Source organism: Tessaracoccus lubricantis, from assembly GCF_039544535.1.
GTDB lineage: Bacteria > Actinomycetota > Actinomycetes > Propionibacteriales > Propionibacteriaceae > Arachnia > Arachnia lubricantis.
Window position 1 is genome coordinate 88,524 of the sequence record NZ_BAABLV010000024.1, and the last position, 13,052, is coordinate 101,575.

Below are 13,052 nucleotides of genomic sequence, written 5' to 3' on the forward strand. Positions count from 1 at the left end.
GTTCGCTCCAATCAGCGATTGGCGCGTGATCCATGTGCCACTGAAGTGGCGTGCTCCGAGTGCGCGGTGGGTTGGTTCAGTGGGTGGTGTGACGGAGGGCGTCGAGGAAGGTCTGCAGCGCGTCGGCGGGGATCCGGGTGGAGTTCCCGATCTTGACCTTCTCCAGGCTCCCCTGGTTCAGGAGTTCGTAGACTCGGGTTCGACCGATGCTGAGGAGGGAAGCGGCCTCTTTCACGGTGTAGAGGAGTGGTGCTGGCATAGGAGCGGTGCCTTTCGTATGGCGCATGTAGGTGTACATCCATGACACCGCAGCTGATCGTCGCTGTCCGCGTAAACCCATCTGGATTTCTTCGCTCCTCCTGCTGGGACTCCGGCCACTGCCCGCGGGGCGCTGGATTGCCCGTGTATGAAGCCTGGCAGGCTCTCCGGGTCCGTCCACTAAAGGGTGGGGGGTACCGGGCCTACGGAGTTTGGTCTAGCCGAGGAGTCGGAAGGTCGCTCAAGCGGTCAGTCGCGCGGCAACGTTGGTGATCCCAAGAGCGCCGTCAGCGGGGGTGAGGTGGCCGTAGATGTCTACGGTCGTGCGGATGTTCGTGTGCCCCATGACCTGCTGCACGATATGCATACCCACTTCCTGGAGCAGCAGGGTCGCTGCCGTGTGGCGGGCGGCGTGCACTCGCACAGGCGGCAGCCCGGCAACTTCCAGCAGCTTGTGCCAATGCTTGCGATCGTTGGCCGCGTCGATGGGGGTTCCCGCCGAGCTGACGAGCACGTAGCCGTCAGGGTTGTAGGTGCCCCCAGAGCGCAGCAAGATTTCCTTCTGCTCAAGCCGGAGCGCACGCAGGGCGTCCACCAGGGGTTGCGCAAGGTGGAGCGTCCGATGCGACCTGACCGTCTTGGGCGTGGAGCGGACCAGCCCCCTCCCGGTCTGCCGCTGAAGGCTGGCCCTGACCACGAGGTGCGGGTTCGGAGCGTCCAGCTCGACGTCCCGCCACTGCAGGGCGAGGAATTCTCCCTGACGCAAGCCCAGCGTCAACGCCAGGAGGAGGCGCACACGGGCCTGTACATCTTCGGGTGCGAGGGACCTCATCAGTTGTTGAGCCTGGCCCTCGGTCAGTGCTTGGATCCGCGCGCTGTCCTTCTTCAGGTGGTGGGCCAGCCGCACGGGATTGGCGAGGAGGTCGCCATGACGGATGGCCATGTCGAACGCCTGGCTCAAGATGGTCCGGGCCTGGTGAATCGTGGAGCGGCTTAGCCCCTGGACGGTGCCCAGCTCATGCTGCCAGCGCTCGACGTCGGCGACCCGGACCGCGGTCACCTTGCGCGTACCGAAGTAGGGGACCAGGTGACGGGAGATGGAGCCCTCGTAGCCAATGCGGGTCTTGTACTTCAGGTCCGGGCTCCTCAGGTCCATCCAGTGCTGCAGCAGTGCGGCGACGTTCTTCGGCTGCCCGAGCCGACGCGCACCCAGAGCTGCCTCGCTCTTTCGTTCCTGCCACTTCCTGACGGCCTCGCCCTTGGTCTTGGCCGAGACCTTTCGCCTGATCGGGCCCGAACCTTCTTCGATGTAGCCCTGGACGTACCACCGCCCATCGCTCTTGTAGATCGAGTCCTCGCCGTTGCCGCGCTTGCCAGCCATCTCTTGCCCCTCGTGTCCGGCGGCCCCGGATGGAGCCGCTCTCCTATGGACGATGCCGAACAAGAACTGCGGTGTCTGGGTCAACCGAGGTCAACTTCGTGCGCCTTCACGAGCTGGTTGCCCCCATCGTTGCCCCCATCAATGCGAAAAGAGGCCCCCGAGGGAGCCTCTCATGCCTCCCAAATGGTCCTCACTTGGGGTGATGCTTGGCGCGCTCGGAGGGATTCGAACCCCCAACCTTCTGATCCGTAGTCAGATGCTCTATCCGTTGAGCCACGAGCGCTTGGGCAAGAAGAGACTATACGCGACTCTCCGGCCAACCACAAAACGCGGGCCTCGTGCGTGGCTTGACGACGCTCGTGGGTGGTTGCGCCGCCGCGGACGCTTAGGGGTTTCGACACCTTATTCGCGAAGCGAAACGGGCTCAACCAGCGTGGCGAGGCGGGCTCAACCAGCGAAGCCGAGGGGCTCAACCAGCGACCGGGACAGGCCCAACCGGCGCGACGGTCGTGTCGTAATCCTGCTAGTCCACGCCGCCTGCGTGAGCCACACTGGAGGCATGCACACCGACGAGGCCGCCTGCCTCAGCGCCATCCGCGCCAAGGACGCGCGCTTCGACGGCGTCTTCTACACCGGGGTCACCTCCACCGGCATCTATTGCCGCCCCTCCTGCCCGGCCCGAACCCCACAAGCCTGCAACGTCCGCTTCTACCCCACCGCTGCAGCGGCACAGGCCGCCGGTTTCCGCGCCTGCAAGCGGTGCCTGCCCGGCGCAGCGCCCGGGTCGCCCGAGTGGGACATCCGCGGCGACACCGTCGCCCGCGCCATGCGTCTCATCGACGACGGAGTCGTGGACCGCGAAGGCGTGCCGGGGCTCGCCGCCAAGCTCGGGTACTCCCCCCGCCAGGTGCAGCGACTCCTCGCCTGCTCCGTCGGCGCCGGCCCGGTGGCCCTGGCCCGCACCCGACGGGCCCACACCGCCCGTACGCTGCTGGAGGCCACCGACCTGCGGCTCACGGACGTGGCCTTCGCCTCCGGCTTCGCCAGCCTCCGCTCGTTCAACGCCACCATCACCGAGGTCTACGCCGCCACCCCCAGCCAACTGCGCGCCCGCACCCGACGACGCCCCACCCCCGCAGGCGAAGGCCTCACCTTCGTCGACCTCATCCTCCCCGCCCGCGCCCCGTTCTGCCCGTGCAACGTGTTCGGCCACCTCATCGCCACGGCCATCCCCGGCGTCGAGTCCTTCCACGACGGCGCATACCACCGCACACTGCGCCTCCCCGTGGGCCACGGCGTCGTCTCCCTCCGCCCCTCGAACTCCGGGATCCAGGCCAGGCTCGGCCTCACCGACATCTCCCAACTGCCCACGGCAATCTCCCGCATCCGCAGGCTCCTCGACCTCGACGCCGACCCCTCCGCGGTCACCGAGCACCTCGGCCGCGACCCCCACCTCGGACCGCTCGTCCACGCACACCCCGGCCGCCGCATCCCCCGCAGCGTCGACGGCGACGAGCTGGCGCTGCGCATCGTCCTCGGCCAGCAGGTCTCCACGGCCGCTGCCCAGACGCACGGTGCCCGGCTGGTGGCCGCCGTCGGCACGCCGGTCGACACCGGCATCGACGGTCTCACCCACCTCTTCCCCACCCCGGATGCCGCCGCCGAGGCACCCGACTCCACCCTCGCCTTCCCCGATGCCCGCCGCCAGACCCTCCGTCGGCTCGCCCGCGCGCTGGCCGATGGCGAACTCGACCTGGGGGTCGGCGCCGACCGCCACGACGCGCGCCGCCAACTGGGCTCGATGAGGGGCATCGGCCTTTGGACCGTGGAGATGGTCGCCATGCGCGGCCTCGGCGACCCCGACGCCTTCCCCGGCACCGACCTCGGCGTGCTGCACGGCGCGGCGACGCTGGGCATCGACCTCGCCGGCCACGACGCCTGGCGACCCTGGCGCTCCTACGCCACCCAATACCTGTGGGCGCTCACGCCCCACGCCGTCAACACCATCCCGGGCCACCCCGGCTGCCGATCGGAGATCCAGTGACCACCCACAGCATCATGGACAGCCCCATCGGGCCGCTGACCATCATCGAGCGCGACGGCGCCCTCGCCGCCATCTACATGACCGAACACAAGCACGCCCCGGCCCCGGAGACCTTCGGTGAGCGCGTCGACGACGCCCTGCCCGAGGTCACCCGCCAGCTGCACCAGTACTTCGACGGCGAACGCACCGACTTCGACCTCCCGCTCAACCCGGTGGGCACCGAGTTCCAGAAGTCGGTGTGGGACGAGATGGCGGCCATCCCCTACGGCCAGACCTTGACCTACGGCGACATCGCCGCGGCGCTGGGCCGGCCCACGGCCTCCCGCGCCGTGGGCGCGGCAGTGGGCCGCAACCCGATCAGCATCGTGGTGCCCTGCCACCGCGTGGTTGGCCACTCCGGCAAGCTCATCGGCTACGCCGGCGGCGCCGACCGCAAGGAGTACCTCCTGGCCCATGAGCGCGGGGCGAACCCGGCAGAACTCCGCTCAAGGGGGTGACCCTTCGTCCGAGGCTCGTTCCTCGCGCTCGGCTCAGGGACCGAGCTGCGGGTGGCCCTTCGCCCGAGGCTCGTTCCTCGCGCTCGGCTCAGGGACGAGTTGGGGGTGGACCTTCGTCCGAGGCTCGTTCCTCGCGCTCGGCTCAGGGACCGGTCTAGCGGGCGGCGGAGAGCTCGGCCAACACGTCGAGCGCATCGTCGACGCGGTCGATCGGCACGAGCAGGTGGTCGTGATGCATCCCGGCCAGCATGTTGCAGCTGATGCCCGCCTGCGCCAACGCCGTCGACACGGCCGCCGTCAGGCCCACCGCCTGGAGCGACGAGTGCACCTCGAGCGTGATCCAGCCGAAGACGCCGTCGTAGTCCTTCTCGTAGTCGAGCGCGATCTCCTCCTCGAGGACGAGCGTGGTGCCCTCCTCCTCGATGACCACGGCCTGGGCCTCGATCTCGATGGCCTCCCAGTCGTAGTCGTCCAGGGTGTCGGGGCCGCGGAGCACGTAGACGAACCGCCCGCCGCGGACGAAGGGGGACAGTTCGCGCAGCATCGCGTCGAGATCGGTGAGACCAGCCATGGGTTCAGCGTAGGCCCCGTGAAACCGCAGAACCCCCGGCTGGCGGGGGTTCTGGTCACTGGCGGAGGTGGCGGGATTTGAACCCGCGAGAGGGCTGAAACCCTCAACCCGCTTAGCAGGCGGGCGCCATAGACCGTACTAGGCGACACCTCCAGTGCCGCACCAGACTAGCCGAGCGGAATGGTGAGCGCCAAACAACGCAGCGTTACACTGGCGCGCAGGACCAGCAGGGGAGCATGGATGAGCGACGACAAGCCGCGACGGGGCTACAGCCTCGGCGACGAGCCTGATTTCGACCTGCCCGAGGAAGGTCACGAGGACACCTCCGTCCTGCGCCGCTCGCTGCTCGACGACGAGAGCTGGTTCCGCGCCACCTCCGCCCCACCGCAGGTCCCCCAGCGCGCGATCATGGCCCGCGACGAGTGGGCCGACGTGCCCTTCGGCGAGGAACCCAAGCCCCGCCCCGCGACGCCCGCCTCCCCCAGGAGCGCACCCTCCCCCTTCGTGCCCGCCGAGGTCCCCATCCCGCTGGAAGACCCCGCCCCCGCCGTCGACGAGAAGCGCCGCAAGCTGCGCACCTCCCTGCTGCTGACCGCCGCCTCGGCCGTCCTCCCCGGCGCTGGCCTGCTGGGCGCGCCGCAGCGCTGGCTGAAGGTGGTCGGCGCCGTCACCGCCGTCGGCACCCTTGCGGTGCTGGGCTACCTGCTGAACTGGGCGCTGCGCGACACCGCCAGCTTCGCCACCATCGCCGTCGACCCCGTGTTCCTCGGCCGCGCCAGCCTGGCGCTGATCGTGCTCGGCCTGGTGTGGGTCACCCTCATCGCCACCACCCACATCGCCACCCGCCCCGGCGGCCTGGTGCACGGCCGCCGCGTGCTGGGCGCCGCCGTCGTGGCCGCGCTGGCGTTCGGCGTCAGCGCCCCGTCGGCGCTGGGCGCGCGCTACTCGCACGATCAGGTGCTGCTCGTCGAACGCGTCTTCGGCACGCTGAGCCCCGGTGAGGACGGCGTGCAGTCGACCTCACGCCCCACCCTCGCCACCGAGGCCGCAGAGGATCCGTGGAAGGGCATCCCGCGCGTCAACGTGTTGTTGCTCGGCGCCGACGGCAGCGAGGCCCGCGCCGACAACGTCAAACAGTTCAGCGTGCGCACCGACACGATCATGGTGGCTTCCATCGACACCGCCACCGGCGACACGCTCCTGGTGCAGATCCCCCGCAACGTGCAGTACACGCCGTTCCCCGACGGCTCCGAGATGGCCGAGCAGTTCCCCCGCGGCTTCCGCGGCGAGCCCGAGGCCGACTGGCTGGTCAACAGCATCTGGGCCAAGGTCGAGCTCGACTACCCAGACCTCCTCCAAGGCAACACCTACCGCGGCGCCGAGGCACTGAAGGAAGGCGTCCAGGGCATCACCGGCCTCGAGATCGACTACTTCATGATGCTCGACATCGACGGCCTCCAGCAGCTCATCAACGCCATGGGCGGCGTGGTCGTCAACATCAACGAGCCCCTGCCGAAGGGCACCGCCACCAACTGCCGCGACGAGGACCGCTGCCTCATGCCCGGCCCCAACCAGCGCCTCAACGGCTATGACGCCATGTGGTACGCCCGCAGCCGCAAGACCACCTCCGACTACTCGCGGATGGCGCGCCAGTCGTGCCTCATCGACGCCGTCATCAAGCAGGCCAACCCCGCGACGATGCTCACCAGCTACGAGGGCATCGCACAGGCCGCGTCGCACATGGTCACCACCGACATCCCCCAGCGCGACCTCAAGGCCTTCGTGCAACTCGCCTTCCGCGTCAAGGACGCCAAGGTGCAGCGGCTGGTCTACTCGCCTGGCAAGAACGGCTACTCCTACGCCGACCCCGACTTCGACGCCATGCGCCAAGCCGTCGAGGATGCGCTGAACCCGCCGAAGCCTTCCCCGACGGCGGTCGCGCCGACGTCGGCAGCCCCCACCACGGCGGCCCCCAGCAAGAAGCCGACGACGGCGTCGCCGTCGGCGTCCGCCACCCCGCAGGAACTGCAGGAAGGCGCACAGACCGTCACCGACGCGTGCGCTTGGACGGGCGAAGCGGAGTAAGGCCTAGGGCCCTTCGACCAGCCGCAGGCGGCTGGCTCAGGGAACAAGCAGACGGCTGGCTCAGGGGGCGGGTCAGACGCCCTTGACGGCGCGGAGGCGTCCGCGCAGGTCCGCGACCACCTCGTCGACCTGCTTCGGGTCGTTGCCGGGGAACATCAGGTAGGTGGCCCGCTCCGGGCCGTGGTGGATGGTCACGCGGTTGCCGCTCTGGGTCTGGGTGACCTTCGTCACGTCCACCCACTGGCCCTCGCCCTCGACCTCGCGGCCGCTGACCCGATACCCCTCCGCGTCGAACGTCACCTGCACGGCCAGCCGGTTCATCGACATGAACGCCGTCACCAGCAGGAGCAGGCCGGCCACCATCACCAGACCGCCGAGCAGCGCCCACGCCCAGTGCCAGCCGGTGCTCAGCGCCGCCACCAGGACCACGGCCCCGAGCAGGCTCGCCACGGCGGCGATAGCGAAGGCCCGCACCGGCGGGCGCGGCTGGATGAGGTAGACCGTCTCTGCCATGGGCAGAGCCTACCCGCCGCCACCCGCTACCATGGTGAGGCACTGGCGAGGTCGCATAGTGGACTAGTGCAGCCGCCTTGAAAGCGGCCGAGTGGCAACGCTCCGTGGGTTCGAATCCCACCCTCGCCGCCAATCGGAGGAGCACATGCCACCCAAGTCGCCGCTGCCGCCCCGCCACGGGCTGCAGGCCGCCTGGGTCCGCACCCCAGACCGTGACCCCGCCAACGCGCTGCCGTGGCCCACCATGCGCGACTGGCTCATCCACAAGCTCGCACCCTCCCCGGAGGACGTCGACGAGATGCTCGCCCGCGGCGCCTTCGTCGACGACCACGGCACGCCCTGGACCGGGCGCGAGATCTACCGCCCGCACACGTTCGTCTGGTTCCACCGCGAACTCCGCGACGAGGCGGAGGTCCCCGGCGAGCTGACCGTGCTGCACCGCGACGAGCGCATCGTGGTGCTCGACAAGCCGCACTTCCTCTCCACCATCCCCCGAGGCCGGCACGTCGTGCAGAGCGTCGTGGTGAAGGCCCGCCAGGCGCTGGGCCTGCCCGAGCTCTCCGCCGCGCACCGCCTCGACCGCGGCACCGCCGGCGTCCTGCTCATGACCACCGAGAAGCGCTGGCGCGCGGCCTACCACTCGGTGTTCACCAGCCGCTCCGCCGTCAAGGTCTACCGCGCCATCGCCCCCTTCGACGAGGGGCTGGGCTTCCCGCAGCGCGTGGAGTCGCACCTCATCAAGCGGGTAGGGACCATGCAGGCCGAGGCCCTCGACCGCGAACCCAACGCGTTCACCGACATCGACGTCATCGAGGTCCGCGGCGGGTACGCGCTCTACGAGGTGCGGCCGCTGACCGGCAAGACCCACCAGATCCGCGCCCACTTCGACCAGTTGGGCATCCCCCTGCTCGGCGACCCGCTGTACCCCGAGGTGCTGCCCACCGAGATCGACGACTTCTCCACCCCGTTGCGGCTGCTCGCCCACTCGCTCGAGTTCCCCGACCCCGTCGACGGCGAACCCCGCCGCTTCGTGTCGGGGCGCACCCTCGACTGGGCCTGACAAGCGGTTCCCCTCCTTGGCGGGCCCGCGAAGGGTGTTGCCTGGACAGGGTGCGCTGTTAGGGTGACCGGCAGGAGGTGGCCCGATGCTGCGACGACGCGCCCTACACACCGTCCTGCTGTGCCTGCTGCTGGCCCTCGGCTTCGCCGTCGTCCCGCCGGCGCCGATGGCCCAGGCCCTCGACGTCTACACCACCCCCGGCACCCACACGCTCAACGGACGCCAGTGGCGCACCACGTGTGAGGCCTACTCGTCGACGGTGGAGCGCTGCCGCACGGAGATCAGGGCCACCACCATCGCCTACACGGGCGGCCGGTACGTCGAGACGTACGACTGGACGTTCAACAACCTCACCTACAAGCCCTCACCCCGCGCTCAGTGGGTGGGCAACGTGCTGGCCACGCCGGGGGAGCACACCAGCGGCGGTCGCCGCTGGAAGACCGAGTGCGACACGGCGTGGACGGGGCGCGGGGCCTGCCGCTCGTCGATCTGGATGACCACCTACACCCGCGGCTCGGCGGGAGGGTACGTCGCCCGCAGCGAGTGGGTGTTCAACAACATCGTGCGGTTCACCGACACCGGCGTCAGCACCGAGTTCTGCGTCCCCGGCGCTCGCAGCTCGGCGGTGGGCGGCCTGCGCTTTGCCGCTCCGGAGGCCACCGCCTCAGCCGACACGGCATCGCCCAGCCCCGAGGCAGCACTGTCACCCAGCCCCGAGGCCAGCACTGAGGCAGCGTTGTCGCCCAGCCCCAGCCCGCTCGCCGAGGCGATGGTCGCCACCGTGACGCTTGGCGCGGTGCAGCACCCCGGCTATCCCACCGGGGTGCTCTATGACCGGCTCGGCAGCATCCGGGTGACCGGCACCGTCAGCGGCGGCACCGACGGCGACGAGGTCACCGTCGAGCTGCGCGACTCCGCCGGCACCGTCCGCTCGTCCGCCACCGTCACGCTCAGCGGCGGTGGGTTCGCCGCCAGCGTCGAGGGGGGCTTCGACGGCGCGGCCACCGTCGTCGCCACCGCCGCCGGCGGGCAGGCCAACCGGGCGGTGGAACTGCGCAGGGCAGACGTCACCCTCACCGCCCCCACCCGCATCGACCCGCTCGGCACGGCCACCATCACCGGCCGCACCACGCCCGCCATCGGCGACCTCCTCGTCGAGGCCTGGGCGGCCGTCCCCGGCGGCTGGGTCAGGGCCGGCGACGCGCGCACGGCTGCCGACGGCTCCTACCGCATCAGCCACCGGCACGGCCACGGCACGCTCGGCACCGCGCAGGTGAGGGTGTGCGCCACGCTGCCGTGGGGCTCGACCATCCCCAGCTCAGCCATGCTGGGCATCGAACGCGTGCGCATCGCCAACGCCGTCATCACGAACACCACCGCCGCGGAGGTGGCGCTGACCTACCGCAGCGGCTGCCCCGTCGGCCCCAGCGGGCTGAGCACCGTCCGGATCAACCAGCAGTCGATGGACGGGCGGGTCTACCGCGGCGAGATCATCGTGCGCCGCTCCCGCGCGGCCGAGGTGGCCGACGTCTTCCGCCGCACGTTCGAGGCCGGCTTCCCCGTGTACCAGATGACCAACCCCAACGTGTTCGGCGCCGACGACATCGCGATGATGGCGGCCAACAACACCTCCGGCTTCAACTGTCGCTCGGTGGTGGGCAACCCGTACGCGATGTCGCCGCACAGCTACGGCTACGCCGTCGACGTCAACCCCTGGCAGAACCCCTACCGCGACCCCACCGGGAAGTGGCACCCCAGCACCGCGCACGTGTTGCGCACCCCCGTCGTGCCCGGCATGCTGACCAACAGCAGCGCGCCGGTGAAGGCGTTCCAGTCGCACGGCTGGAGCTGGTTCTCGGGCTGGGACTGGCACCACTTCGAGAAGCGATGACCGCCGGACGGTCCCGGGTCCTGGGCGCCGCCGTCGTCCTGGCGCTCGGCGGCTGCGCGCCCGCTCCCGCGCCGGAGCCGACGGTGGCCCCGGCCTCACCCAGCACCTCGACGGCCGCCGGGCCCACCTCCACGCCCAGCGCTGAGCCCACCGTCGAGCCCTCCCCGCCGACCGCCACGCCGACGGTGGACCCCAGCCCCGCAGGAACCCCGGCCTCGAGCGCCTCCGCGGGAACCGCCGCTCCGCCCTCGGAGCCGCCCCCGGCGCCCACCGCACCGGCGCCCAGCACGGCCGGCGGGCTCGCCCCCGGTGACGTCGCTACGGCCGAGGGATGGCGGCCCACCGCCAGGCCCGGCAGCCCCGACGAGGGGTTCATGGGCAATGACACCTGGGTGCACGCCACCTCGCCGGAGCACTCGGCCTACGCCGCCGTCGCGTTGGGCTGCACGGAGATCCGCCCCTACCCGCAGCCCGTGGCGGCCCTCGAGGGCAACCTCAGCGACGACGCGGGCCACGCCGGCGTGGGCCTGACGCTCGAGTTCGCCACCGCCACCGACGCCTCGGCGTACTTCGCCGAGTGGCTGCGTCAGGCTGAGGCCTGTGTCGGCACCGTCACGGAGAAGGTCAGCGCCACCGACGACACCTGGGTGGGGCGCCGCAACCTGGGCACCGTGTGGTCGGAGACCGTCGGCGTCAGGGGCGACCAGGTGCGCCTCCTGATCGTCGACTCCCCCGACGCCGACCTGAACGGCGCGCTGGGCGCCCGCTGATGGCCGCGGTGTCGCCAGGCGCCGCTCGGGGCGCTGAGACGGATGCGCCGAAGCGTCGATGACTGATGCGGGAGATAGCCGGGTCGGTGGACTCTTCCTCCTCAGGGGCCTTCATGCTAACTTTCGCCGCAGTGAAGGGGCACTCAAATGGATATCACAAGCAGGTTTGTCGTTCTCGGTGTCGTGGCAGCACTGGCCATGACGGGAATTGGTGCAGGGCCTCAACCGGCCAACGCGAATGTCGACGTGTACATCACTCCCGGCACCCACCTCGTCAACGGCAGGCAATGGCGCACTCAATGCGAGCCGTACTCCGCGACCGAGCGCTGCCGCACTGAGATCTGGGCCACCGTGATCAGCTTCGAGAAGGGTAAGTTCGTCCAAGACAACGGGTGGGCGTTCAACAACCTCACTTACAAGACCTCACCCCGCGAACTGTGGAAGAACAACCCATTGGCGGCCTCCGGTGTCGTAGGTGGCACCTCCCAGTGGACGGCCAACGACGGCCGCAAGTGGCGCACCGAATGCGACAACGAGAACACCGGCAGAGGCGCCTGCCGCACGTACATCGAGGCCAGCGTCATCGCCAAGACGAACACGGGCTACGAATGGCGAGTCCAGTGGGTCTTCAACTCCATGGTCCGGCTCCCGGTCTCAGCCGCCCCGGCCCCCCCGACGGTTGGCCCGACTCCCACCGCCGCACCGGAGCCGTCCCCGACACCGGTCAAGACTGAGCCCAAAGCACCCGGCAACGTCACCGCCACCCGTACCGCGGCCACCTTGGCGGTCGCCTTCTCCACACCCGACGACGGCGGCTCGCCGATCACCGGCTACACCGCCACCTGTACCTCGACCGCCGGCTCCACGCGCAGCGCCACAGGCACCCGCTCCCCACTCACCGTCACCGGGCTCACCCCAGGTGCCTCTTACGCCTGCACGGTCAAGGCAATCAACGCCGTCGGAGCCAGCCCCGCTTCCCAAGCGTCGGCGCCCATCCGCATCCCGGCACCACCGACGGTCACCTCTATCTCCCCAGCCAGCGGACCCATCACCGGCGGCACCCGCGTCACCGTCAGCGGCACCGACCTGATCGACGTCAACGCCGTGACCATCGGCGGGAAGGCCGTCACGTGGACCTCGGCCTCGGCCACCGAGCTCACCTTCACTGCCCCAAGCAACGCCGAGGGAGCAGTGAACGTCACCGTCCGCACGGCCATCGGCACCTCTGCACCCTCGGTCTACACCTACTTTGCTGTGCTGCCCCCCCTGGAGGGTGTCGCTGCCTTGGCCGGCGACAACCTGGCCGCGCTGCGCTGGGCCCCGCCTGCCGAATCTGGGCTGACGGTTGTTGTCGAGCGCGCATCGACGGCCACCGGCCCCTGGGTCACCGTCGGTACTGCTCCCGCCTCAGCAGGGATACTGAGCCTCACCGCTCCCAACGGCACCGCCGTCTGGCTGCGCGCCCGTCTCACCCGTGACCCGGGAGTCGGACCCTGGACCAATCCCGTCTCCGCGACTCCCTCCGTCCCCACTCTGTGCGGCAGCCTCACCCGTAACGAGATATGGTCGGGCACCCTGGTGCTCGGCTGCGACGTCAACGTGCGCTCACACATCCTGCTCGTCACAGCAGGCAGCGATCTCACCGGCCGCAACGTCTCGGTCGGCTCCGGCGGCCAGATCGTCTTCGAGGGTACGGCGACCAGCCGCGTCTCGCTCACCAACTACTGTGACCCCAACCCGAACTGTCTGGTCGCGCTCACCGCAGACCCGGGCTCCCGGCTCAGTCTGCGCCAGACGGCGGTGACGGGCTACTCCGTGCACTCCAACGGTGAGATCAACCTGACCAACGACGCATTCGTGCGGAGCAGGGTGTTTGCTTCAAATGGCGCGCCAGTCGTCGCCGGTAACGTGTTCTCGGGTGCCGACAAACCCGTCAGCTTCCAGGGCACCACCGACATGTCCGGCGTGCGCGACAACACCGC

11 protein-coding genes and 3 tRNA genes are annotated in these 13,052 nt (G+C 70.0%); 8 read left to right on the forward strand and 6 right to left on the reverse strand.

Translation table 11 applies throughout. The annotated features are described in order from the left end of the window. Nucleotides 1-76: 76 nt before the first annotated feature. The 3 genes from ABEA30_RS07815 to ABEA30_RS07825 all read right to left on the reverse strand — a co-directional run bounded on the left by ABEA30_RS07815 (nucleotide 77) and on the right by ABEA30_RS07825 (nucleotide 1,922). Nucleotides 77-259 carry a helix-turn-helix domain-containing protein gene (locus ABEA30_RS07815; RefSeq protein ID WP_182766951.1) on the reverse strand — a complete coding sequence of 61 codons (183 nt, stop codon included), beginning with the start codon at nucleotides 257-259 and terminating at the stop codon, nucleotides 77-79. Between the two features lie 240 nt (nucleotides 260-499). Beyond that, nucleotides 500-1,639, reverse strand: a complete 1,140-nt coding sequence (locus ABEA30_RS07820; protein WP_345581522.1) for a tyrosine-type recombinase/integrase — start codon at nucleotides 1,637-1,639, stop codon at nucleotides 500-502. 207 nt (nucleotides 1,640-1,846) lie between these two features. Further along, nucleotides 1,847-1,922, reverse strand: a tRNA-Arg gene (locus ABEA30_RS07825). Between the two features lie 276 nt (nucleotides 1,923-2,198). On the opposite strand from ABEA30_RS07825, the gene ABEA30_RS07830 reads away from it, so the two are divergent. After that, the gene (locus ABEA30_RS07830) at nucleotides 2,199-3,683 is read left to right on the forward strand and encodes an AlkA N-terminal domain-containing protein (RefSeq protein ID WP_345581525.1); all 1,485 of its coding nucleotides are present in this window, start codon (nucleotides 2,199-2,201) and stop codon (nucleotides 3,681-3,683) included. Next, nucleotides 3,680-4,180, forward strand: a complete 501-nt coding sequence (locus ABEA30_RS07835; protein ID WP_345581528.1) for a methylated-DNA--[protein]-cysteine S-methyltransferase — start codon at nucleotides 3,680-3,682, stop codon at nucleotides 4,178-4,180. Before ABEA30_RS07830 ends, ABEA30_RS07835 begins: the two co-directional genes overlap by 4 nt. A gap of 154 nt (nucleotides 4,181-4,334) precedes the next feature. On the opposite strand, the gene ABEA30_RS07840 is transcribed toward ABEA30_RS07835, so the two are convergent. Both ABEA30_RS07840 and ABEA30_RS07845 read right to left on the reverse strand, forming a co-directional pair. Next, complete coding sequence (locus tag ABEA30_RS07840) at nucleotides 4,335-4,751, reverse strand: ACT domain-containing protein (RefSeq protein ID WP_345581531.1); 417 nt, start codon at nucleotides 4,749-4,751, stop codon at nucleotides 4,335-4,337. Nucleotides 4,752-4,810: 59 nt separating this feature from the next. Then, nucleotides 4,811-4,904: transfer RNA gene (locus ABEA30_RS07845), tRNA-Ser, on the reverse strand. Nucleotides 4,905-4,991: 87 nt separating this feature from the next. On the opposite strand from ABEA30_RS07845, the gene ABEA30_RS07850 reads away from it, so the two are divergent. Further along, nucleotides 4,992-6,836, forward strand: coding sequence for an LCP family protein (locus ABEA30_RS07850; RefSeq protein ID WP_345581534.1), 1,845 nt, complete (start codon nucleotides 4,992-4,994; stop codon nucleotides 6,834-6,836). A 72-nt stretch (nucleotides 6,837-6,908) separates the two neighbouring features. On the opposite strand, the gene ABEA30_RS07855 is transcribed toward ABEA30_RS07850, so the two are convergent. Further along, nucleotides 6,909-7,349 carry a hypothetical protein gene (locus ABEA30_RS07855; RefSeq protein ID WP_345581537.1) on the reverse strand — a complete coding sequence of 147 codons (441 nt, stop codon included), beginning with the start codon at nucleotides 7,347-7,349 and terminating at the stop codon, nucleotides 6,909-6,911. Between the two features lie 44 nt (nucleotides 7,350-7,393). On the opposite strand from ABEA30_RS07855, the gene ABEA30_RS07860 reads away from it, so the two are divergent. The 5 genes from ABEA30_RS07860 to ABEA30_RS07880 form a co-directional block, all read left to right on the forward strand. Beyond that, nucleotides 7,394-7,481 (forward strand) — tRNA-Ser (locus ABEA30_RS07860). Nucleotides 7,482-7,593: 112 nt separating this feature from the next. Next, the gene (locus ABEA30_RS07865; RefSeq protein ID WP_345581551.1) at nucleotides 7,594-8,409 is read left to right on the forward strand and encodes a pseudouridine synthase; all 816 of its coding nucleotides are present in this window, start codon (nucleotides 7,594-7,596) and stop codon (nucleotides 8,407-8,409) included. A gap of 85 nt (nucleotides 8,410-8,494) precedes the next feature. Further along, complete coding sequence (locus ABEA30_RS07870; protein ID WP_345581540.1) at nucleotides 8,495-10,300, forward strand: M15 family metallopeptidase; 1,806 nt, start codon at nucleotides 8,495-8,497, stop codon at nucleotides 10,298-10,300. Further along, the gene (locus ABEA30_RS07875) at nucleotides 10,297-11,070 is read left to right on the forward strand and encodes a hypothetical protein (RefSeq protein ID WP_345581543.1); all 774 of its coding nucleotides are present in this window, start codon (nucleotides 10,297-10,299) and stop codon (nucleotides 11,068-11,070) included. The genes ABEA30_RS07870 and ABEA30_RS07875 overlap by 4 nt, the downstream gene beginning before the upstream one ends. Before the next feature lie 246 nt (nucleotides 11,071-11,316). Next, nucleotides 11,317-13,052, forward strand: a 1,736-nt coding sequence (locus ABEA30_RS07880; protein WP_345581546.1) for an IPT/TIG domain-containing protein, incomplete at its 3' end; no start/stop codon positions are given.